Origin of the sequence: Nisaea acidiphila (assembly GCF_024662015.1) — a bacterium.
GTDB lineage: Bacteria > Pseudomonadota > Alphaproteobacteria > Thalassobaculales > Thalassobaculaceae > Nisaea > Nisaea acidiphila.
Window position 1 is genome coordinate 3147306 of record NZ_CP102480.1, and the last position, 22378, is coordinate 3169683.

A 22378-nucleotide genomic window follows, 5' to 3' on the forward strand; every position below is an offset into this window, starting at 1 on the left:
ATGGATGCACGGATCACCACGCTGACACGCCGGGCCAAGGGCGGAATCGGTCGCAAGGAGGAGCTGGTCTCGGCCGAGGTCCTGCGGATCGGGCGCGGCAGCGACAACGAGATCTACCTTCCGGATCCGCGGGTTCCCCTGCATCTCGGCGCGATTCATCTCGGCAATGACGGCCTCTTCGTGGAAGCGGTCGGATCGGTCGACCTGCGCCTCAACGGGGCGGTCACCCGGACCGCACATCTCAAGACCGGCGACACGCTCGGGGTCGGACCATACGAAATCGTCGTGGAAGAGCCCCCGGAGGGCCTCGATCTCGCGCTGACCCATGAATTGACGCAGCCGCTGGGCGACGACCTTGAGGAGTTGCGCCGGAGGTCTTGCCTGTCCGTTTCGGAATCCGGGCTCGGCAAGCGCAAGTTCGCTTGGGTGATGTCGCTCGCCATCCTGGTGCTGTTCCTTGCGTTGCCCGTCGCCTGGCCGTTCTTCGCGCCGGCGGAGGACGCGGCGCCGGAGCAGCAACCCGCCGCTTCGGCCGGGGCGACGATGGCGCAGGGGCATGCGATGTCGTTCGACATCAGCTGGCTTCCGGGCGAGATGATGAACTCGCACAAGTTCTTCGCTGACAATTGCACTGCCTGCCACAAGAAGCCGTTCGTCATGGTTGAGGATGAGGCCTGTGCGTCCTGCCATACCGGACAGCACGCTCATGCGATGCCGGAAGCCTCCGCGGCAACCGGCATTTCCGATACGCGTTGCGCGACCTGTCATACCGAACATAACGGGCCGAAGCAGATCCGCTCCGAAAAGCAGCGCCTGTGCGCCTCCTGTCATGGCGGGCTCGACCAGCAGTGGCCCGAAACGCAGCTGATCAATGCCGCCGATTTCGGTACCGCGCATCCGCAGTTCAAGGCGACCGTCTGGACCGAGCCCAGCGCCGGCAAGACCAGCCGCGTTAGTCTCGACGATTCACCGAAGGAAGTGTCCAATCTCCGGTTCCCGCACAAAACGCATCTCGATCCGACCAAGATGAAGGATCCTGAGACTGGTCTGAACACCCAGCTGGAATGCGCGAGCTGCCATGTGCCGGAAGCCGGCAAGGCGCTGATGCAGCCGGTTGCCATGGAGACACATTGCGGCGATTGCCACAGACTCACCTTCGACAAGGATGCGCCGAAGCGGACCGTCTCGCACGGCAAGCCGGGTCAGGTTTATCGAGAGCTGCAGGAATTCTATGCCGCCCGAGCTCTAGAAGGCGGTGTTCAGGAACTGGAGGCGCCCGCCGTGGTGCGGCGCCGGCCTGGAACCCCGCTGAGCACTCCGGAGCGGCTTGAGGCGCTCGCATGGTCACGGGAAAAGGCCGATTGGGCGGCCCGTTATCTGTTCTCGAAGAGCCAGTGCGGAAGCTGCCACGTGCTGACCAACACGGACGGTCCGCCGGATCAGCTTTCGGTCGAGCCGGCGAAAGTCGCCAAGCACTGGTTCCCGAAAGCCCGCTTCGACCACGGTGCGCACAAGGACGTTGTCTGTTCCGATTGTCACGTCGCCGCGGACTCGATGGAAAGCTCGGACGTGCTTTTGCCGAAGATCGCTGTCTGCCGGGATTGCCATGGCGGCGAGGCGGCCTCGGACCGGGTACCCAGTCCCTGCGTAACCTGTCATGCTTTCCATCTGGACGAGATGCCGCCAATGCATCCGGCGAGGGAGACTGCGGCCAAATGACGAACTGGCGCTCGTATTGCGGAATCGTTGCCATACTCTCCGCACTTATCCTTGCCCCGGCCGTCGCTGCGGCGGATCCGGTAAGCCTCAGCGAAGCGGGTGAACGCCTCCCGCCGATCGTGGTGGACAGCGGTTCCGTCACGCTTGAGTTCGAGATTGCGCTCAATGGAGACAGGCCGACGGCGAGTTACGTCACCGCCCGGACCGGCGACGGCGACGCGTTGCAGCGGACCAATCTCGGATATTGGGTGCCGTGGGACGGGCAGCTCGGCAGTCTGATCGACAATCATGCGCAGGTCGCCGCCGGGGTGATGAAAGTCAAGGCCTTCAAGGACGAGGACCTCAGCGGCGAACTGTTCCCGATCCGTCTGACCATCTCCTACGAAACGGCATCGGCCTTCAAGTTCGGGGTGGTTGAACTGGTTCACCCAGGCACGCATTAGGGGGATATGCGGGGGGATGAGGAGAATTATTCGAGCTCTCGGGACCGGTATGCTGCTCTGCGGCCTCGGCGCCGCACATCCGGTCATCGCGGCGGAAAGCCTGTCGGTCGCCGAAGTCAAGCAGGTGCTCGCCCAGGCGATCCAGGAAGCCCAGGCCCGAGGTGCGCCGGCATCGATTGCGGTCGTCGACCGGGTCGGCAATGCTCTCGCGCTCTATACCATGAGCGGTGCCAATACACAGTTGGACGGATCGGCGTCCGACTGTCCTTCGGGATGCGTGAAGATCACGTCCGGGGACGCGTCCAAGGGCGGTCTTGAGGGCACTTTCGTGCCGGGGCGGGTCGCCGCCCTCGCGAAAGCAGTGACCGGAGCGTACCTTTCCTCGCGCGGAAATGCCTTCACGACCCGCACGGCAAGCCAGATCATTCAGGATCATTTCAATCCTCGCGAGCGATTTGCGCCAAGCGGCCCGCTCTTCGGCGTGCAGCTGAGCCAGCTCCCCTGCTCCGATCTTGTGATCGCCACGAATAGCGCGGCGGTGACCGTAGGCCCGAAACGCTCGCCGCTCGGCCTCGCGGGCGATCCCGGCGGGATTCCGCTGTACAAGAACAATGAGCCGGTCGGGGCGATCGGCGTGATTTCGGACGGGATCTACTCTGTCGACCTCAATGTCGGCGATGTCGACAGCGACAACGACGAATTGATCGCGGTCGCGGGAACCGTCGGTTTCGAGGCGCCGGTCGATATCCGGGGCAACCGGATTACGGTGGAAGGCAAGACTTTCCGCTTTACCGACCGGGGAACCGAGTCCCTGCGCTCGACGCCAAATGCGGCGCCGTCCTTCGACTCGCTTTCCGCGTCGGTCGGCTCGCTCCTCACTTTGAACACCTATTTCGACGGAACCATCCGCTCCGGGACCGCCTTCGGGGACGCCGCGAGCGGGTATCGCCAGGATACCAGCGGCGTGTTCGGCAGCTTGGACGCCTATGTGCTGGTCGACACCGCGAACCAGGCGCGCTTTGCGCCCAAGGCCGGCACGGAAGGGACGGCCGACGCGCTGACCGCCGTGGAGGTTCAGGCCATCCTGCGTAACGCGCTTTCGATCGCGTTCCGGGCTCGCGCACAGATCCGGCGGCCGCTCGGAAGCCATGCCCAGGTGACGATTTCCGTGGTCGATACCAACGGCGATATTCTCGGTATCGTGCGGACGCCGGACGGACCGGTCTTCGGCACGGACGTCTCTCTGCAGAAAGCCCGAACGGCGGCCTTCTTCTCCAGCACCACCGCGGCGACGGAACTGATTTCCGGTGGGCTTGCAACATATGTGTCCGCCGCTCAGGCCTTCATCGGGCCGACCGCGCTCACGGACGGTACCGCCTTCGCCGACCGGTCCGGCGGGAATCTTTCCCGACCTTATTTCCCGGACGGTATCGACGGCGCCGCCAACGGACCTTTCAGCCAGCCGATCAGTCTCTGGAGCCCCTTCAATACCGGGCTGCAGCTGGACGCGATCGCCGCCAATGTCGTCACGCACCGGTCCTTCCTGCTCGGCACCAGCGCCGTGGACACCGCGCAGAACTGTTCCAACCTGCCGCTTCAGGCGGAGACCGGGAAAAGCCGGATGGCGAACGGGTTCCAGATTTTCCCCGGCAGCGTGCCGATCTATCGCGGGGCTACGCTGGTCGGAGGCATTGGCGTCTCGGGTGACGGCGTCGATCAGGACGACATGATTTCCTTCCTCGGCCTGCACAATGCGGGAATCGAACTCGGCACTGGCGTCGGAAATGCGCCGAAAGGCATCCGGGCGGACAATCTGGTCCCGCAAGGCACCAGACTGCGTTATGTCTCCTGCCCGTTCGCGCCGTTCCTGGACTCCGGGGAGCAGACGCCATGCAACGGCAAATGACCGGCGCATTTCGCCGCCTGTTGCTGGGCGCGCTGCTGGCGAGCGCTTGCGGCTTTGCACCTGATCTCGCGGCGCAGACGGTTGAACGCCAGCGCCCGGGTGCAACACCGCCGTCGGAAATCGAGGAGCGGAAGCCGCTTTCTTCCGCGATCCAGCGCCGGGTGGCTCCGCCGACCCGAAAGGATCCCTCGAATATCGCCCCGATTCCGGACCGTTGGCGGCTGATCGAGGCGGTCGGGGTCGAGGAATCCATTCTCGATCCCTATAACCGGAACCCGATCAAGGGAGACCGGCCGCTCTTCGGGACCAAGGACTGGTTCATCAATATTCTGGCGATCTCAGACACCGTCGCAGAACCGCGCAGCGTGCCGACTCCGGTCGGCATTCAGTCCTCCGACGATGCCGGCGATTACGACCTGTTCGGCGATGCGGACCAGTTCATCTTCAATCAGAATTTCATCTTCAGCGCGTCGCTGATCAAGGGAGACACCGCTTACAAGCCGCCGGATCTCGAGTTCCGGCTGACGCCGGTTATCAACTACAACTACGCGGACGTTCAGGAGCGCCGTGTGCTTTATGCCGATCCGCGCCAGGGTACGGAGCGGACGGACACGCATTTCGCGCTGCAGGAAGCCTTCGTCGACTACCATATCCGCAATGTCTCGGACCGTTACGATTTCGACTCCGTTCGCGTCGGCATCCAGCCTTTCTCAACCGATTTCCGTGGCTTCCTTTTTCAGGACAACCAGCTCGGCGTGCGCTTTTTCGGTGACCGGGACAACAACATCTACCAGTACAATCTGGCCTGGTTCCGGCGGCTTGAAAAAGACACCAACAGCGGGCTCAACGACGTCGACCGCAAACTGCGCGAGGACGACGTCTTCATCGCCAATCTCTACTGGCAGGATTTCCCATCGCTCGGCTTCCAAAGCCAGGTTACCGGTGTCTATAACCGGAACCGGGAAGGTGACGATTTCTTCTTCGACAACAACAATTTCATCCAGCGCCCGTCATCCTTCGGAGCGGAGCGCGGGCGGAATTACGACATCGGCTATCTCGGCTATAACGGCGACGGGCATTTCGGCCGGTTGAACCTGACGACCTCGTTCTATTACGCGTTCGGCAATGACCGGAACAGCACCTTCACCAACGAGGATGTCGATGTCAGCGCCTTCTTCGCGGCGGCAGAGCCGTCGGTGGATTTCGACTGGGTTCGGCTCCGCGGCTCGCTCGTCTATGCCAGCGGCGACGACGATCCGTTCGACGGAACCCATACCGGTTTCGACGCGATCTTCGAGAACCCGCAGATCGCCGGATCGGACACCAACTACTGGATTCGTCAGGCAATCCCGTTGATCGGCGGCGGCGGTGTGGTGCTCTCGAACCGTAACGCCATGCTCCCGTCCCTCCGGGGCTCGAAGGAGCACGGTCAGTCCAATTTCGCCAATCCGGGTTTCCGTCTGATCGGCGCGGGCGCCGATTTCGACATTTTGCCGGAGCTCCGGCTCTCGACGAACCTCAATTACATGCAGTTCGACGAGACCGCCGTGCTCGAGGTCGCGCGCAACCAGCAGGACATCTCGCGGGACATCGGCTGGGACCTTTCCGCCGCGCTGATCTATCGGCCGTTCTTTTCCCAGAACATCGTCTTCCGGCTTTCCGGCGCGGCTCTGTTCGCCGGGCAGGGCATCAAGGACCTCTACGGCGAGCAGAATGGCGACGACGATATGTATTACACGGTTCTCGCGAACCTGATCCTGACCTACTGACGGGAGCGGTGATGCGGCGCGGCACTCCAATCATCCTGACTTTGCTCCTAGCGGTATTTGCCGCTGCGCCGCAGGCGGTCATGGCGGCTGCGGGCGAAAAACCCCGCGACATCCACTACACGGTGACGCCGCCGGCGCCGAAATGGCAGCCTCAGGAAGCGATCGACGCCAAGAGCGCCGGCTGCATGAGCTGCCATACCGAGACCGACGAGCCGAGCATGCACCGCACGGGCGGTGTACCGATCGGCTGTACGGACTGTCACGGCGGCGATGCGACGGTGAAGAAGCCGTCCGAAGGCGCGCCCTCGGAGGCGGCCTATCGCACGGCACTAGACATGGCTCATGTGCAGCCGCGCTATCCAGAGAGCTGGCACTATCCGGCGAGCGCCAATCCGGAGCGCTCCTACACGCTGCTGAACCGGGAAAGCCCGGAATTCATCCGCTTCGTCAATCCGAGCGATTATCGCGTCGTCGACGAGGCCTGCGGCGCCTGCCACGCGCGCGAGATCAAGGCCGCGAAGAACAGCCTGATGGCGACCGGCGCCATGCTCTGGGGCGGGGCGGCCTACAACAACGGCATTCTGCCCTACAAGAACTACATCCTCGGCGAGGCCTATACGCGCGACGGTCAGCCGGCGGCGCTGACCAACCCGGTGGAGCCTACCGACGAGATGAAGGCGACCGGAGTGCTCGGCAGCCTCGTGCCGATGCCGGCCTGGGAGGTGATCCCGCCGGGCGACATCTTCCGGGTCTTCGAGCGCGGTGGACGGAACATCGTCAACCTGTTCCCGGAAATAGGCTTGCCGAACGCGCTCGGTCAGCTGCAGCGGCTGGAAGAGCCGGGTCGGCCGGATCTCCGGCAGTCGAACCGCGGCCCGGGCACCGGCCTTCGCATCGCGGTCCCTGTGATCAATATCCACAAGACCCGCCTGAACGACCCCTTCACCTGGTTTCTCGGCACCAACGACCAGCCGGGGGATTTCCGGTCCTCCGGCTGCGCCTCCTGTCACGTGGTCTATGCCAACGATCGCGATCCGCGCCATTCGGGACCTTATGCGGCGCACGGACATATGGGGGTGACGGATACGGCCGACCCGACCATTCCGAAGAACGAGCCCGGACATCCGCTGAAACACGAATTCACCAGCGCGATCCCGACCAGCCAGTGCATGGTCTGCCATATGCACCAGCCGAACGTCTTCGTGAACTCGTTCCTCGGCTACACCATGTGGGACTACGAGTCGGACGCCCCGCACATGTGGCCGGAGGAGCAGAAATATCCGAGCAACGCGGAGATGCACGCGATCCTCGAGCGGAACCCGGAAGAGGCGGCGATCCGCGGCCTCTGGGGCGACCGGGCATTTCTCGCCAAGGTCTCGGAGATGAATCCGAAACTGAACAATACCCAGTTCGCCGATTATCACGGCCATGGCTGGAACTTCCGCGCGATCTTCAAGAAGGACGAGGCGGGTAACCTCTTGGACAAGGACGGCAACATCGTCCCGCCGGACGATCCGGACAAGTTCAAGAAGGCCGTCCACATGTCGTCGATCCATCTGGATGTCGGCATGCATTGCGTCGATTGTCATTTCGAGCAGGACGCGCACGGCAACGGGCATCTCTATGGCGAGGTCGCAAATACGATCGAGATCACCTGCCAGGATTGCCACGGCACGGCGGATGAGTATCCGACTTTGCTGACATCCGGTCCGGCCGCGCCCGAGGGGGGGACCGACATCTCGCTGACGCGCAATTCTGACGGTTCGCGCCGCTTCGAGTGGCGCGGCAAGACGCTGATCCAGCGTTCGGCCCTCTGGGAGGGGCTCGAATGGGAGGTCAGCCTGGTCAAGAACACGGTCGACCCCGCAAGCGCGGACTACAATTCCAAGGCCGCGCGGGCGAAGCTGATGAAAGGCGATCCGGACGATATGTCCTGGGGCCCCGGCGTTCCGAAGGAGGCGCGGGCGCACAAGGACGACGAGATGGAATGCTTCACCTGCCATCTCTCCTGGACCACGAGCTGCGCCGGCTGCCACCTTCCTATCCAGGCCAACTGGAAGACGGAGCGTCATCACTACGAGGGCGGCGAGACCCGGAACTACGCGACCTACAATCCGCAGGTCGTGCGCGATCAGATGTTCCAGCTCGGCAGGCACTCCACGCCGAAAGGCAACACGATCGCACCGGTCCGCTCCTCCTCGGCGCTGATTCTCTCCTCGACCAACATCAATCGAGAGAAAATATACATCCAGCAGCCGCCGATCGCGGCCTCGGGCTATTCGAGCCAGGCTTTCGCGCCGCATTTCCCGCACACGGTGCGCAAGGAAGAGACCAAGACCTGTTCCGATTGCCATCTTTCCGAGGCGAACGACAACAATGCCCGAATGGCCCAGCTCCTGCTGCTCGGCACCAACTTCGTGAACTTCGTCGGCTACAATGCCTGGGTCGGCGGCGACGGCGGCATCGAGGCGGTGCGCGTGACGGAATGGGACGAGCCGCAGGCGGTGATAGGCTCCTACCTGCAGCGCTATGCCTATCCGGACTGGTACGAGGATCATCAGCAGGCCGGGCGGGAGCTTCAGGAAAGCTACAGCCATGACGGCCCGGGCGCGGCCAATTGCGTGCAGTTGCGGGGAGAGTATCTCTTCACCGCCGAAGGTCCGGGCGGCTTCCATGTCTACGATGTCGCCTCGATCGCCAACAAGGGTTTCAGCCAGCGGATCATCACCGCGCCCTTCTCCGAACTCGGCCACGACACCCAGGTGGAAAGCGCGAACGCGACCTGTATGGCTCTGCCCAGCACCCAACCGATCCATCCGCCACGCAACGAGGGCGAGTTGATGCGGGTGGCAAACCAGGAACAGCCTTTCCATCCAATCTATAACTATGCGCTGGTGACTGACGCGGAGGAGGGACTTTATCTCGTCGACGTCAACACGATGGCGGACGGCGAGCCGCGCAACAATTTCCTCGACCGTGCGGTGACCTGGAACGAGGGCGGCGTGCTGACCGGTGCGCGTCACATCACCATCGCCGGCCACTTCGCCTACGTGACCACCCCGAAGAGTCTGGTCGTGCTCGATCTCGACAATCCGCTCGAGCCCGTGCTGGCGGCGACGATCCCGATGAAGGATCCGCGTGCGACGGCGGTGCAGTTCCGCTACCTCTTTGCCAGCGATGCCGAGGGTGTGAAGGTCTTCGACGTGACCGACCCGCGCGGAATTCGGAAAGTTCCGGGGGCGATGGTGCCGCTCGCCGATGCGCAGCGCATCTATGTCGCGCGGACCTATGCCTATGTCGCGAACGGCCGCGACGGGCTTGCGATCCTCAATGTGAAGAACCCGGCAATGCCGGTCCTGCACCAGATGTTCGACGCGGACGGGGCGATCTCCGATGCCCGGGACGTCGTCGTCGGTTCCACCAACGCCTCGCTTTTCGCCTATGTGGCTGACGGGGTGAACGGGCTGAAGGTGATCCAGCTGACGGCACCGGACACCCAGCCGCGCTATTACGGGTTCAGCCCGGAGCCGAAACCGGAGCTCATCGCCTGGAAGAAGACAGCCTATCCGGCACTCGCGCTTTCCAAAGGGCTCGACCGCGACCGGGGCGTGGACGAGACCGGCGGACAGATCGCGATCTTCGGCCGGCTCGGCTCGCGTCCCTTCACGCTCGAAGAGATGAAGCACTTCTACCTGAACAAGTCCGGGAACCCGTATTTCGTCAGCGACGAGGTGCGTGAGCAGGACTTCGTTCCGGCGGATGAGCAGCAGGCGAAGGCGAACTGACGGCGTGGCAGCATTGGCCCGGCATGGTGCCTTGTCGTATCATTCCGGACATGTCGAAGCGTCCAAGGTTTGCGGAGACGGAACATGAGCCGTACCGGTGACGAACGCCGCGCGCGCCGACTGGCGCGGATGAGGGCTCGTGCGTTCGGCACGGAACGGCGCAGCGACCATATGCTCCGCGCTCTGGTCGATCAGGCCGAGGACGAGGTCGAAGCCGCCGAGCGGGGCTTGGTCGGCCGCCTTTCCCGCAAGCTCGGTCCGAAAGGCCGTTTTCTCGCAGTAGCGACCCTGATAGCGATCCTTATCACCGCGGTTTCGATCTACTACGACCGGCGCATGCTGGAGACGGCGGTACAGGCGAACTGGGATGACCCGGTCCTGGTCGCCGAAGGGCAGACCCTCTACCGCAGGAATTGTGCCTTCTGTCACGGGGACGCTTTGGAGGGGCAGGAGGGCTGGGACGGCGATTTCCCGACCGGGCACCGGCCGGCCTTGCCGCTCGACGGTTCGGCGCCGACATGGCGTCTCAGCGACGACGATATTTTCGACGTGATCAAATATGGCGGCCAGCCGTTCTCGCCGCGCAGTTACAAGAACGACATGCCGGGATTCGAAATCCAGATTCCGGATGCCGGAATCTGGGCCATCGTCGCGTTCATGAAAAGCCGTTGGCGGGACGAGGTCCGGGCGAAACAGGAAGAGGCCGCGGCGTCGCGATCGCCCGGCGGCTAGTTCTCAGGCAAGGCCTGCGGCTTTGAGGCGCTGCTCGAGATCCTTCAGATGCGCCTTCTTGTCCGTCTCGGCGCTGCCTTCGGCGATGTAGCTCTCGAGAAAATCCGGCTTCTTCATGAAGTCGTGTACTGTCTTGCGGGCAAATTTGACGTTGCCGGATCCGATAAGGGTTCCGTCAGCGAGCATGTTGATGACCTTGAGGGCCTTTGCCGCTGTGGTCGCCTGCCGGCCGTCGAGCTTCTTGTAGAAATTCGACTTCTCGAGCAGCGCTGCCTGCAGTTCCTCGGCGACATTGCAGATACGATCCTCAATCCGCGGCGGGAACCGGTTCGCCTTGGTCTCCTTGTGAATCTTTGCGAGCAGGGCGAGCTTGTCTTCGAGTGAGCCTTCGTTCGAGCTGACGGCGCGCTCGAAGTCGGGCTGGCCCATCACCGAGGTCACATATTTGGACAGATAGTCGAGCCCTTTCTCGCTGATGGCGCCTTTTCGCAGTTGCAGGGCCATCAGAATCTTTTCCGAGATGTCGATGCGCCCGCCAACGACCAGATCGATCGTTTCATCGCTCAGCAGGGAGGCCTCGCGCTTCTGCAGCGCGGTCTCGCATTCCTCGCCGCCGAGGAAACCGTTCGGCGTCTTCAGTTTATTGTAGATGGCGCGGACCTGTTCCAGTTCCGCACCAAGATTGCCACGGGTCAGCTTGCCGCTCGACTCGAGGGCACGGATCAGTAGGCGCAGGATGACGTCGCGGGTTTCGGGGATATAGCCGGATTTGGCGAGGGCATAAAAGTTCTTCGCATTGGCGGGCTTGTCCGGCGCCTCAAACGGCTCGACCTCGCCGCGATAAAGAGCCATCAGGCGTTCGACTTCCTCGCCGGTCGAGGCCATCTGGCCGAAGATGTTCTTCGCCGCGTCCGGTGCGCGCAGGATCTCGGCGATGAAGGGGTCGAAATGCCCGAAGGCCTCGATGCCGGTAATCGAATGCCCGATCTCGTGCAGCAGCTCGAATTTCTTTACCCAGTCCTTCACTCCGTCGAGCGTTTCGGTAAGGACGGCGCGGACGCGGAAAGCGTAGTCGTCGGGTTTCTCGCCCGGACGCATGCCGATCAGATCAGGCAGGTTGTCCTTGTCCAGTTTCTCGGGCGGATCTTTCTCAAGCTTTTCGAGGCATGTCTTATGCAGAGCGTCGGTCAGCTCGTAGAGACGGCGGACGCGCTCGCTGACCGGCATCTGGGTGCCTTTGACCTGAGCGATGGAGGTTTTCTGCACCGCCTGCATCAAGGTTTGTCCGGCATCGCTGAAGACGCGCTGATGGCGTGTCGAGTGCAGCAGCTCGGTCGGAGTAATCCGGACGGATTGCAGATAGCGTCCGGCAGCCCGTCCGATCGCATCGCGGGACTTGCGCGAAAAGAAGTCTGGAACTTCCTCGCAGATCGCGTCCTTGAAATTCTGAGCTTCGGCTTTTTGCTGATCCGTCATGCGCGAACAAACGATTCCCGGAAAAAAGCTCATGATTCCAAAGGAATTATCGCTTTTTACCTTCGAATTAAACCACGTTTAACCCACGTGTTCTATAGCCCACAGTCGAATATGCAAGTGGTATAAGCCACTATTTGCTATGGAATTAACCAAGATTCTGGCGGGCCGCTTCATAGAGCGTCGCGGATGTGGCGGCGGAGACATTCAGGGTAGCGACGGGACCCGATGTCGGAAGTCGCACAAGGAAGTCGCAATGTTCCCGCGTCAGCCGTCGCAGTCCGCTGCCTTCAGCGCCCATGACGATCGCGATCCGGCCGGTCAGGTCGACCGCGTCGATCGTCTTTTCCGCCTCGCCGTCGAGCCCGATGCACCAGAATCCCGCTTCCTGCAGCAGTTCCATCGAACGGCTAAGGTTCGTGACATAGACAAGGTCGACCGCATCGAGCGCTCCGGATGCGGATTTCGCGAGCACGCCCGTCGCCGGCGCGGCATTCCGGTCGGTCGCGATCACCGCGCTCGCGCCGAAGGCAGCCGCCGAGCGGAGGATCGCCCCGACATTATGCGGATCGGTAACCTGGTCGAGCAGCACGAGGAGAGAGCGTTCGGCGGCGCCTTCGATAACATCCTCAATTGCGATGTCCGGCAGCGGCTTCACCTCGGCGATGACGCCCTGATGTACGGCGCCGTCGCCCGCAAGCGCGTCGAGAACGGCCTTGTCCCGTATCGAAGGGAGCGGAAGTTCGGCGCGGCGTGAGTCCGGCAGCGCCGAAAGCCGGGCCGCCAGTTCCGACTCGCTCCGGGCCGTGCAGAGCAGTCCGGTAATCCGCCTTCGGTCGTTCTGCAGCGCCATCGAGACGGCGTGCCAGCCCCAAAGAAGGTCCTTGCCGCTGCCCGGGCTTTGCGTTGGTTTGCTGCGACCGCGCCCTTGGGAGGGTTTGCGGGTGCGGGATTTCGTCATGGCACTCACCTGATCATGGAACGCTCGGCTTCGCCCGTAGCCTGAACGGCCTTTCATGGAACGAATGTCGCCGAGACCGCTTTTGCCATGTTTTTGCCGTTGACAAACAGAGTCTATTTCTCATATTTCGCACTCCCTTCAAGCGCGGGGTCCGGCCCAGCCACTCAAGTGGTTGACGGAAAATGCGTCAGGGGAACCCGGTGGGGTGCCCGAGTGGCTAAAGGGGACGGGCTGTAAACCCGTTGGCTATGCCTACGTTGGTTCGAATCCAACCCCCACCACCATCCTGCTTGCCGCGCCGGTCTCCGGCCGGAAGGCAGGGACGGAGAGTATAGTGCTTGGTCGGTGTTCGCGGCGGGAGTCACGGGCACCGCCGTGGTGTGCGATAAGCTGGGCGGGTGTAGCTCAATGGTAGAGCAGCAGCCTTCCAAGCTGAATACGTGGGTTCGATTCCCATCACCCGCTCCATCGCATCGCTCCACGGAACGCCAAACAGAGGGATCAATTCGGGCCATGGACGGGGCGTAGCGCCGGTGTGGCCGCCAAATCAAGCAGGAACACGTGCGCGATGGCGAAGGAAAAGTTTGAGCGGACAAAGCCGCATTGCAACATTGGTACGATCGGCCACGTCGACCACGGCAAGACGTCGCTGACGGCGGCGATCACGAAGGTGCTGGCTGAGTCTGGCGGCGCTGACTTCCAGGCGTACGACCAGATCGACAAGGCGCCTGAAGAGAAGGCGCGCGGTATCACGATTTCGACGGCGCACGTTGAGTACGAGACGGCGAACCGTCACTACGCGCACGTCGACTGCCCGGGTCACGCTGATTATGTGAAGAACATGATCACGGGTGCGGCGCAGATGGACGGCGCGATCCTGGTCGTGTCGGCCGCGGACGGCCCGATGCCGCAGACCCGCGAGCACATTCTTCTGGCGCGCCAGGTTGGCGTTCCGGCGCTTGTGGTGTTCCTGAACAAGGTCGACCAGGTCGATGACGAAGAGCTTCTTGAGCTGGTCGAGCTCGAGGTTCGCGAGCTTCTGTCGTCCTACGACTTCCCGGGCGACGATATTCCGATCGTGAAGGGCTCCGCTCTTGCGGCTCTTGAAGACAGCAACGAAGAGATCGGCAAGAAGGCCATTCTCGAGCTGATGGAACAGGTTGACGCCTACATTCCGCAGCCTGAGCGTCCGGTCGACCAGTCGTTCCTGATGCCGATCGAAGACGTGTTCTCGATCTCGGGCCGCGGCACCGTGGTGACCGGCCGTGTCGAGCGCGGCATCGTGAGCGTGGGCGACGAAATCGAGATCGTGGGTATCAAGGACACGACGAAGACGACCTGCACGGGCGTCGAGATGTTCCGCAAGCTGCTCGACCGCGGCGAGGCCGGCGACAATGTCGGCGTTCTGCTGCGCGGCACGAAGCGCGAGGACGTGGAGCGGGGTCAGGTTCTGGCGAAGCCGGGCTCGATCACGCCGCACACGAAGTTCACCTGCGAGGCCTACATCCTGACGAAGGACGAGGGCGGCCGTCACACGCCGTTCTTCTCGAACTACCGCCCGCAGTTCTACTTCCGCACGACGGACGTGACGGGGACGGTCGAGCTTCCGGAAGGCACCGAGATGGTGATGCCGGGCGACAACATCGCGATGACGGTTCAGCTGATCGCGCCGATCGCCATGGATGAGGGCCTGCGCTTCGCCATCCGCGAAGGCGGCCGCACCGTCGGCGCCGGCGTCGTCGCCAAAATCGTCGAATAACAGGCTGCCGCCCCGGCTCTTTCGGGAGCCCGGGGCGGCCGCTTGCAGCGCGGCTTAGGAGTGTAGCTCAATTGGTAGAGCACCGGTCTCCAAAACCGGGGGTTGCGGGTTCGATCCCTGCCACTCCTGCCACGCTTCTTCTGCAGAGTTGATTTCATTCGGCCGGGGCGCTATACAGCCCGGCTGACAGAAACGGATCACGATGGCAAAGGTTTCTCCGGCGCAATTCGTCCGTCAGGTACGCCAGGAAGTTTCCAAGGTAACCTGGGCGAGTCGCAAGGAAACAGGCGTGGGCACTATGATGGTTTTCATCATGGTAACGCTCGCGTCTATCTTCTTTTTCCTTGTCGATGGCGCGCTGTCGTGGGGCGTAAAGTTCATTCTTGGATTGGGAGCCTGAGCCCATGGCGGCACGTTGGTACGTCCTCCATGTCTATTCCGGCTTCGAGAAGAAGGTCGCGCAGGCCATTCGCGAGCAGGCCGCTGCGCACGAGATGGAAGACCTGATCGAAGAAGTCCTGGTTCCGACCGAGGAAGTCGTGGAAATGCGACGCGGCACGAAAGTGAACGCCGAGCGCAAGTTTTTCCCCGGCTACATCCTCGTGAAGATGGTGATGACCGACCAGAGCTGGCACCTCGTGCAGGACCAGCCGAAGGTGACCGGTTTCCTCGGGAGCAAGGGCAAGCCCCAGGCGATCTCGAAATCGGAAGCCGAGCGGATCATCAAGCAGGTCGCCGAAGGCGTCGAACGGCCGAAGCCCTCGGTCGTCTTCGAGGTCGGCGAACAGGTGCGTGTTTCCGACGGGCCGTTCGCGTCCTTCAACGGCTATGTTGAAGACGTGGACGAGGAAAAGTCCCGTCTCAAGGTTGCGGTGTCGATTTTCGGACGGTCGACCCCGGTCGAGCTGGAATATACCCAGGTCGAGAAGATCTGACGTCCGTTTGACGGTCGCGCGGGAGGCAGCCCGGAAATCCTCGGGGTGCGCCGTACCGCCCGGCATAATGAGAGGTAACGATTATGGCTAAGAAGATCGCTGGCTATATCAAGCTGGAGATCAAGGCCGGTGAGGCGAACCCGTCTCCGCCGGTCGGACCGGCGCTGGGTCAGCGCGGTCTGAACATCATGGAGTTCTGCAAGGCGTTCAACGCCGCGACCGGCAGCATGGAAAAAGGCATGCCGATCCCGGTGGTGATCACCGCCTATCAGGACCGGACCTTCAGCTTCGTCACCAAGACGCCGCCGGCCAGCTACTTCATCAAGAAGGCTGCCAAGCTGCCGAAGGGTGCGAGCAACCCGAGCAAGGAAGTCGCCGGCAAGATCACCATGGACCAGGTCCGTGAGATCGCCGAAGCGAAGATGCCGGATCTGAACGCGGTCGATCTCGAAGGCGCGTGCAACATGATCCGCGGTTCCGCCCGTTCGATGGGCGTCGAGGTTGTGGAGTAAGACGATGGCGAAGCTTGGTAAGCGTCTCAAGGGTGCCTATGAAAGCGTCGACCGGCTGAAGCTGCACGCGCTCGACGAAGCGGTGAAGCTGGTCAAGAACGGCGCCAAGGCGAAGTTCGACGAGACCGTCGAAATCTCGATGAATCTCGGTGTCGATCCGCGTCATGCCGACCAGATGGTGCGCGGCGTCGTCGCGCTGCCGCACGGCACCGGCAAGTCCGTGCGCGTCGCGGTCTTCGCGAAGGATGCGAAGGCGGACGAAGCGCGCGAAGCGGGTGCGGAGATCGTCGGTGCGGATGACCTGATGCAGGAAATCCAGGACGGCCGGATGGACTTCGACCGGGTCATCGCGACCCCGGACATGATGGCCCTCGTCGGCCGCCTCGGTAAGGTGCTTGGCCCTCGCGGCCTGATGCCGAACCCGAAGCTCGGCACCGTGACCGCCGATGTCGCGGCGGCCGTGACCGCCGCCAAGGCAGGTCAGGTGGAATTCCGCGTCGAGCGCGCCGGCATCGTGCATGCCGGTATCGGCAAGGCGAGCTTCTCCGAGGACCAGCTCCTCGAGAACGCCACCGCGTTCGTCGATGCGATCAACCGCGCGAAGCCGTCGGGCGCCAAGGGCACCTACGTCAAGCGCGTCGCTCTCAGCTCCACCATGGGGCCGGGCGTGAAAGTGGATACGGCGGCTCTCGGCACTGCCTGAGCCTGTCGTTGAAGTTCCGGCCCCTCGGGGCCGGGAACAGGAGCCGGACCTTCGGGTGCGGCTCCGACCTGTCCGAGACTACGGGTGCCAAAGGGGCTTCGGCCGCGGCGGCTTAATTTCCCGTATAGACGGGGGTGATAACCGATTTCGATCCCGGCCGCTGCCGGGACTGTCTGACGTTTGAGCTTCTGGGACAGGCGAACCGGGCCGGCAGGCATGGTGTTTGCCGGTTCATGTGCAAAGGGGGCTTCGGCGCGTTGCCGGGGCCCGCAGATGCGGAGATGATCAGTGAACCGTACTGAAAAAGCGGCTCTGGTCGAGACCCTGAACAAGACCTTCACGGATGCCGCGGTTGTCGTGGTTACCCATCAGGTCGGGCTGACGGTCGACGAGGTCAATGACCTTCGCGGCAAGATGCGTGCGGCAGGGGCTCGGTACAAAGTCACGAAAAATCGGATCGCTCGTCTCGCTCTGAAAGGCACGGAGTACGAAAACCTTGACGAGTCGTTCAAGGGCCCGACGGCGATTGCTACGTCCGAGGATCCTGTTGCGGCCGCCAAGGTTGCCGTCGAGTTCGCCAACGAAAACGAGAAACTGACCATTGTCGGTGGTGCCATCGGATCGAAGGTACTGGATGTCAATGCGGTCAAGGCCCTCGCCAAGTTGCCGTCTCTCGACGAACTGCGTGCGAAGCTGCTGGGCATGATCCAGACCCCGGCGACCCGGATTGCCGGCGTCGTGCAGGCACCTGCTGGTCAGGTGGCTCGGGTCATCGGTGCCTACAGCAGCAAAGAGGGGTGAGTGGTCGATCCACTCCGTTTAACGAAGCTCAAGTCTGGAGTAATTGAAAATGGCTGATCTTGAGAAAATTGTTGAAGAGCTGTCCTCGCTGACGGTTCTGGAAGCGGCTGAACTCTCGAAGCTGCTCGAAGAGAAGTGGGGCGTTTCCGCTGCCGCTCCGGTTGCCGTTGCCGCTGCTGCGGGCGGTGATGCCGGCGGTGCGGCCGCTGCCGAAGAAAAGGACTCTTTCGACGTCATCCTGGCTGCTGCCGGCGACAAGAAGATCAACGTGATCAAGGAAGTTCGCGGCATCACCGGTCTTGGCCTGAAAGAAGCCAAGGACCTCGTCGAGGGCGCGCCGAAGCCGGTCAAGGAAGGCGCTTCCAAGGACGAAGCCGAAGAAATCAAGAAGAAGCTCGAAGAAGCTGGTGCTACTGTCGAGCTGAAGTAACGCCTTGGCGTTACTTGAGAATATGGGTGGGGTACGCGCGCGCCGGACGGTGCGCGCGTTACCCTGCCTTTTTCCCGTTCTTACCTCTGGTGCGTTAGCGCCCCAGCGGTAAGGCCGGGAGACCGGGGTTCCCGGTCGGCCGAACAGGCGGCTCTCGCGGCGGGCGCGGGAGCCATGGAGCGGACGGATACCCGTCCCGACCGCTCCAGATAGAACAAAGGTGGGCGAGGTTTGACCATGGCGATTTCCTCCGTTGGTTCCTTCACCAGTCGCAAGCGTGTGCGCAAGGATTTCGGGCGCATTTCCGAAGCGTCTCCGATGCCGAACCTGATCGAGGTGCAGAAAAGCTCCTACGATCTGTTCCTGCAGAAGGACGTGTCCCCGGAGGATCGCGAGGTCCTCGGGCTTCAGGAAGTGTTCAAGTCCGTCTTCCCGATCAAGGATTTCTCCGAGCGCGCCATGCTCGAGTTCGTCAGCTACGAGCTCGAGACGCCGAAATACGACGTTGAGGAATGCCAGCAGCGGGGAATCACCTTCGCCGCGCCGCTGAAGGTGACCCTGCGTCTCGTCGTCTGGGACGTGGAGGAAGAGACCGGCTCCCGCTCAATTCGCGACATCAAGGAGCAGGACGTCTATATGGGCGACATGCCGCTCATGACGAAGAACGGTACCTTCGTCATCAACGGCACCGAGCGCGTCATCGTTTCCCAGATGCACCGGTCTCCGGGCGTCTTCTTCGACCATGACAAGGGCAAGACCCATTCCTCGGGCAAGTATCTGTTCGCCGCCCGCGTGATCCCGTATCGCGGTTCCTGGCTCGACTTCGAGTTCGACGCCAAGGACATTCTCTATGTGCGCATCGACCGCCGCCGCAAGCTGCCCGCGACCACGCTGCTCTACGCGCTGATGAGCGACGAGGCGGAAGCCTATCTGAAGCAGTGCCACGAGACCGGCGAAGAGCCGAACCGGGCCATGGTGACCGGGCTCTCGGCGGAGAACATCCTCAGCCACTTCTACGAGAACGTTCTCTACACGAAGAACGGCGAAGGCTGGAAAACCGAGTTCGACGGCAATCGTCTGCGCGGTCAGAAGCTCGCCCGCGATCTGGTCGACGCCGCGTCCGGCGAAGTCGTCGCCAAGCTCGGCGACAAGATGACCCCGCGTCTCGCGCGCAAGCTGACCGAAGCCGGCCTCAAGGACATCTATGTTCCGAGCGAGGATCTCGTCGGTCAGTATATCGCCATCGACATCATCAACCCGGAAACCGGCGAAGTGCTGGTCGAAGCCGGCGACGAGGTCACCGAAGATCTGCTGCAGGTGATTAGCGATGCCGGCGTGGAAGAGCTGCCGGTGCTGGCGATCGACCATATGACGGTCGGTGCCTATCTGCGCAACACGCTCGCGCTCGACAAGAACACCACCCGCGAAGAGGCGCTGGTCGATATCTACCGCGTCATGCGTCCGGGCGAGCCGCCGACCCTCGAGACGGCCGAGAGCCTGTTCGACGGTCTGTTCTTCGACAGCGAGCGGTATGACCTCTCCGCCGTCGGCCGGGTGAAGATGAACGCCCGCCTCGACCAGGAAACCGACGACCAGCTGCGCACCCTGCGCAAGGAAGACATCCTCGCGATCCTCAAGATCCTCGTGGACCTGAAGGACGGCAAGGGCGAGATCGACGATATCGACCATCTCGGCAACCGCCGTGTCCGCTCCGTCGGCGAACTGATGGAGAACCAGTACCGTGTCGGTCTGCTGCGCATGGAGCGCGCGATCCGCGAGCGCATGAGCTCGGTCGAGATCGACACCGTCATGCCGCACGACCTGATCAACGCGAAGCCGGCTGCCGCCGCGGTGCGCGAGTTCTTCGGGTCCTCGCAGCTTTCCCAGTTCATGGACCAGACCAACCCGCTCTCCGAGATCACCCACAAGCGGCGTCTCTCGGCGCTTGGCCCGGGCGGTCTCACCCGCGAGCGCGCGGGCTTCGAGGTCCGCGACGTGCACCCGACCCACTACGGCCGGATCTGCCCGATCGAAACCCCGGAAGGTCCGAACATCGGTCTGATCAACTCATTGGCCACCTATGCCCGCGTCAACCAGTACGGCTTCATCGAAACCCCGTACCGCAAGGTCGTTGACGGCAAGGTCACCGACGAGGTGCGCTACATTTCCGCGATGGAAGAGGGACGTTACACGGTTGCCCAGGCCAACGCGCCGGTCGACAAGGACAGCCGCTTCGTCGAGGAGCTGGTGCCGGTCCGCCGCCAGGGTGAATTCGCCCTCGCGCGTCCGGAAGACATCCATCTGATCGACGTGTCGCCGAAGCAGCTGGTCTCCGTCGCCGCGGCTCTGATCCCGTTCCTCGAGAACGACGATGCGAACCGCGCGCTGATGGGGTCCAACATGCAGCGGCAGGCCGTGCCGCTGGTGAAGGCGGAAGCGCCGTTCGTCGGTACCGGCATGGAAGCCCGTGTCGCCCGCGACAGCGGCGTGACCATCGTCGCCCGCCGCTCCGGCATCGTCGACCAGGTGGACGCGACCCGTATCGTTGTCCGCGCCACGGAGGAGACCGCCTCCACGGAAAGCAACGTCGACATCTACTCGCTGCTGAAGTTCCAGCGCTCGAACCAGAACACCTGCATCAACCAGCGTCCGCTGGTGAAGGTCGGTGACCGGGTCGTCGCCGGCGACATCATGGCGGACGGCCCGTCCACGGATCTCGGCGAGCTCGCGCTCGGCAGGAACGTGCTCGTCGCCTTCATGCCGTGGAACGGCTACAACTTCGAGGACTCGATCCTGATCTCCGAGCGCATCGTCCGTGACGACGTGTTCACCTCGATCCATATCGAGGAATTCGAGATCATGGCCCGCGATACCAAACTGGGTCAGGAAGAGATCACCCGCGATATCCCGAATGTCGGCGAAGAGGCTCTGAAGAATCTCGACGAGGCCGGCATGGTCTATATCGGCGCCGAGGTGAACCCGGGCGATATCCTGGTCGGCAAGGTCACGCCGAAGGGCGAGAGCCCGATGACGCCGGAAGAAAAGCTTCTGCGTGCCATCTTCGGCGAGAAGGCCTCCGACGTCCGCGACACCTCCCTGAAGGTGCCGCCGGGGGTCACCGGTACGGTCGTCGAGGTGCGGGTCTTCTCCCGCCGCGGCGTCGACAAGGACGAGCGTGCGCTCGCGATCGAACGTGCCGAGATCGAGCGTCTCGCAAAGGACCGCGACGACGAACGGGCGATCCTCGAGCGGGGCTTCTTCGCCCGCCTCAAGGAACAGCTCCTCGGCCAGAAGGCGGTGTCCGGCCCGAAAGGCTTCAAGGGCGGCGTCGAGATCACCGACGCGGTGCTCGGCGAGTTCACCCAGGGCCAGTGGCGCCAGTTCGCCGTCGAAGACGAAGCCCGGATGGAATATCTGGAAGGCATGAAGAGCGAGTTCGACAAGAGCGTCGAGGAGCTCCAGGCCCGCTTCGACAACAAGGTCGACAAACTGCAGCGCGGAGACGAACTGCCGCCGGGCGTCATGAAGATGGTCAAGGTCTTCGTCGCGGTGAAGCGCAAGCTGCAGCCGGGCGACAAGATGGCCGGCCGCCACGGCAACAAGGGCGTGATCTCCAAGATCAACCCGGTCGAAGACATGCCGTATCTCGAAGACGGCACCGCGGTCGATATCGTGCTGAACCCGCTCGGCGTGCCGAGCCGCATGAATGTCGGTCAGATTCTCGAAACCCACCTCGGCTGGGCCTCGCACGGTCTCGGACTGCAGATCAACAAGATGCTTTCCGATCTGCACGACCAGGCCAAGAAGGGCGACTTCAAGACGCTCTTCAAGAAGGTCTACGGCGAGGAGCAGTACAAGGCCGAGATCGAGCCGCTGGACGACGACGAGATCCTCGAGCTGGCCGGCAATCTCAGCCGCGGCGTTCCGATGGGCACGCCGGTGTTCGACGGCGCCCGGGAAGAGGACATCGTCGACATGCTGGATCTGTCCGGTCTCGACTCGACCGGTCAGGTGACCCTGATCGACGGCCGGACCGGCGAGGTCTTCGACCGCAAGGTGACTGTCGGCTACATCTACATGCTGAAGCTGCACCACCTCGTGGACGACAAGATCCACGCCCGTTCTATCGGCCCGTACAGCCTCGTCACCCAGCAGCCGCTGGGCGGTAAGGCCCAGTTCGGCGGCCAGCGCTTCGGTGAGATGGAGGTCTGGGCTCTCGAGGCCTACGGCTCCGCCTACACCCTGCAGGAAATGCTGACGGTGAAGTCGGACGACGTGTCCGGCCGGACCAAGGTGTACGAGGCGATTGTCCGCGGCGACGACAATTTCGAGGCCGGGATCCCGGAATCCTTCAACGTTCTCGTGAAGGAACTCCGCTCCCTCGGCCTGAATGTCGAGCTCGAGCAGGAGCAGCTGTAAGCCTTTCCGGGCGGATCCCGTCGGGATCCCG

General features: G+C 62.8%; 16 protein-coding genes and 3 tRNA genes. 17 read left to right on the top strand and 2 right to left on the bottom strand.

The annotated features are described in order from the left end of the window. The 6 genes from NUH88_RS14600 to NUH88_RS14625 all read left to right on the top strand — a co-directional run bounded on the left by NUH88_RS14600 (position 1) and on the right by NUH88_RS14625 (position 10354). Positions 1-1719, top strand: a complete 1719-nt coding sequence (locus tag NUH88_RS14600) for a hypothetical protein (RefSeq protein ID WP_257767142.1) — start codon at positions 1-3, stop codon at positions 1717-1719. Then, entirely contained in the window at positions 1716-2162 is a 447-nt protein-coding gene (locus NUH88_RS14605; protein WP_257767143.1) for a hypothetical protein, read from the top strand. Before NUH88_RS14600 ends, NUH88_RS14605 begins: the two co-directional genes overlap by 4 nt. Before the next feature lie 16 nt (positions 2163-2178). Next, positions 2179-4068 carry a heme-binding protein gene (locus NUH88_RS14610; RefSeq protein ID WP_257767144.1) on the top strand — a complete coding sequence of 630 codons (1890 nt, stop codon included), beginning with the start codon at positions 2179-2181 and terminating at the stop codon, positions 4066-4068. Continuing rightward, entirely contained in the window at positions 4053-5837 is a 1785-nt protein-coding gene (locus NUH88_RS14615; RefSeq protein ID WP_257767145.1) for a hypothetical protein, read from the top strand. The genes NUH88_RS14610 and NUH88_RS14615 overlap by 16 nt, the downstream gene beginning before the upstream one ends. 11 nt (positions 5838-5848) lie before the next feature. After that, entirely contained in the window at positions 5849-9622 is a 3774-nt protein-coding gene (locus NUH88_RS14620) for an LVIVD repeat-containing protein (protein ID WP_257767146.1), read from the top strand. A gap of 84 nt (positions 9623-9706) precedes the next feature. After that, positions 9707-10354: a c-type cytochrome gene (locus NUH88_RS14625; protein WP_257767147.1), complete on the top strand. Its 648-nt coding sequence runs from the start codon at positions 9707-9709 to the stop codon at positions 10352-10354. A 3-nt stretch (positions 10355-10357) separates the two neighbouring features. On the opposite strand, the gene NUH88_RS14630 is transcribed toward NUH88_RS14625, so the two are convergent. Together NUH88_RS14630 and rlmB are read right to left on the bottom strand one after the other, a co-directional pair. Further along, positions 10358-11830 carry a hypothetical protein gene (locus NUH88_RS14630; protein WP_257767148.1) on the bottom strand — a complete coding sequence of 491 codons (1473 nt, stop codon included), beginning with the start codon at positions 11828-11830 and terminating at the stop codon, positions 10358-10360. Positions 11831-11975: 145 nt separating this feature from the next. Beyond that, positions 11976-12788, bottom strand: a complete 813-nt coding sequence (gene rlmB, locus NUH88_RS14635; RefSeq protein ID WP_257767149.1) for a 23S rRNA (guanosine(2251)-2'-O)-methyltransferase RlmB — start codon at positions 12786-12788, stop codon at positions 11976-11978. Positions 12789-12987: 199 nt separating this feature from the next. Between rlmB and NUH88_RS14640 the strand changes: the two genes are divergently transcribed. From NUH88_RS14640 to rpoB, 11 genes are all read left to right on the top strand, one after another. Continuing rightward, a tRNA-Tyr gene (locus NUH88_RS14640) sits at positions 12988-13072 on the top strand. Positions 13073-13182: 110 nt separating this feature from the next. Continuing rightward, positions 13183-13256 (top strand) — tRNA-Gly (locus NUH88_RS14645). Between the two features lie 100 nt (positions 13257-13356). Then, positions 13357-14547, top strand: coding sequence for an elongation factor Tu (gene tuf / locus NUH88_RS14650; RefSeq protein ID WP_257767150.1), 1191 nt, complete (start codon positions 13357-13359; stop codon positions 14545-14547). Positions 14548-14603: 56 nt separating this feature from the next. Next, positions 14604-14679 (top strand) — tRNA-Trp (locus NUH88_RS14655). Between the two features lie 70 nt (positions 14680-14749). Further along, positions 14750-14947: a preprotein translocase subunit SecE gene (secE, locus tag NUH88_RS14660; RefSeq protein ID WP_193174086.1), complete on the top strand. Its 198-nt coding sequence runs from the start codon at positions 14750-14752 to the stop codon at positions 14945-14947. A 4-nt stretch (positions 14948-14951) separates the two neighbouring features. Then, entirely contained in the window at positions 14952-15482 is a 531-nt protein-coding gene (gene nusG, locus NUH88_RS14665; protein ID WP_257767151.1) for a transcription termination/antitermination protein NusG, read from the top strand. An 83-nt stretch (positions 15483-15565) separates the two neighbouring features. Then, entirely contained in the window at positions 15566-15994 is a 429-nt protein-coding gene (gene rplK / locus NUH88_RS14670) for a 50S ribosomal protein L11 (protein WP_257767152.1), read from the top strand. Between the two features lie 4 nt (positions 15995-15998). Continuing rightward, positions 15999-16697: a 50S ribosomal protein L1 gene (rplA, locus tag NUH88_RS14675; RefSeq protein ID WP_257767153.1), complete on the top strand. Its 699-nt coding sequence runs from the start codon at positions 15999-16001 to the stop codon at positions 16695-16697. A gap of 288 nt (positions 16698-16985) precedes the next feature. After that, positions 16986-17498, top strand: a complete 513-nt coding sequence (gene rplJ / locus NUH88_RS14680) for a 50S ribosomal protein L10 (protein ID WP_257767154.1) — start codon at positions 16986-16988, stop codon at positions 17496-17498. A 49-nt stretch (positions 17499-17547) separates the two neighbouring features. After that, a complete protein-coding gene (rplL, locus tag NUH88_RS14685) occupies positions 17548-17928 on the top strand; it encodes a 50S ribosomal protein L7/L12 (RefSeq protein WP_257767155.1) in 381 nt (126 codons plus the stop codon). 237 nt (positions 17929-18165) lie between these two features. After that, the gene (gene rpoB, locus NUH88_RS14690) at positions 18166-22347 is read left to right on the top strand and encodes a DNA-directed RNA polymerase subunit beta (RefSeq protein ID WP_257767156.1); all 4182 of its coding nucleotides are present in this window, start codon (positions 18166-18168) and stop codon (positions 22345-22347) included. The last annotated feature ends 31 nt before the right edge of the window (positions 22348-22378 follow it).

Bases quoted from the DNA above. Each gene is read 5' to 3' on its own strand.
- NUH88_RS14600 (WP_257767142.1), top strand. From the start codon at position 1: ATGGATGCACGGATCACCACGCTGACACGCCGGGCCAAGGGCGGAATC.
- NUH88_RS14605 (WP_257767143.1), top strand. From the start codon at position 1,716: ATGACGAACTGGCGCTCGTATTGCGGAATCGTTGCCATACTCTCCGCA.
- NUH88_RS14610 (WP_257767144.1), top strand. From the start codon at position 2,179: ATGAGGAGAATTATTCGAGCTCTCGGGACCGGTATGCTGCTCTGCGGC.
- NUH88_RS14615 (WP_257767145.1), top strand. From the start codon at position 4,053: ATGCAACGGCAAATGACCGGCGCATTTCGCCGCCTGTTGCTGGGCGCG.
- NUH88_RS14620 (WP_257767146.1), top strand. From the start codon at position 5,849: ATGCGGCGCGGCACTCCAATCATCCTGACTTTGCTCCTAGCGGTATTT.
- NUH88_RS14625 (WP_257767147.1), top strand. From the start codon at position 9,707: ATGAGCCGTACCGGTGACGAACGCCGCGCGCGCCGACTGGCGCGGATG.
- NUH88_RS14630 (WP_257767148.1), bottom strand. From the start codon at position 11,830: ATGACGGATCAGCAAAAAGCCGAAGCTCAGAATTTCAAGGACGCGATC.
- rlmB (WP_257767149.1), bottom strand. From the start codon at position 12,788: ATGACGAAATCCCGCACCCGCAAACCCTCCCAAGGGCGCGGTCGCAGC.
- tuf (WP_257767150.1), top strand. From the start codon at position 13,357: ATGGCGAAGGAAAAGTTTGAGCGGACAAAGCCGCATTGCAACATTGGT.
- secE (WP_193174086.1), top strand. From the start codon at position 14,750: ATGGCAAAGGTTTCTCCGGCGCAATTCGTCCGTCAGGTACGCCAGGAA.
- nusG (WP_257767151.1), top strand. From the start codon at position 14,952: ATGGCGGCACGTTGGTACGTCCTCCATGTCTATTCCGGCTTCGAGAAG.
- rplK (WP_257767152.1), top strand. From the start codon at position 15,566: ATGGCTAAGAAGATCGCTGGCTATATCAAGCTGGAGATCAAGGCCGGT.
- rplA (WP_257767153.1), top strand. From the start codon at position 15,999: ATGGCGAAGCTTGGTAAGCGTCTCAAGGGTGCCTATGAAAGCGTCGAC.
- rplL (WP_257767155.1), top strand. From the start codon at position 17,548: ATGGCTGATCTTGAGAAAATTGTTGAAGAGCTGTCCTCGCTGACGGTT.
- rpoB (WP_257767156.1), top strand. From the start codon at position 18,166: ATGGCGATTTCCTCCGTTGGTTCCTTCACCAGTCGCAAGCGTGTGCGC.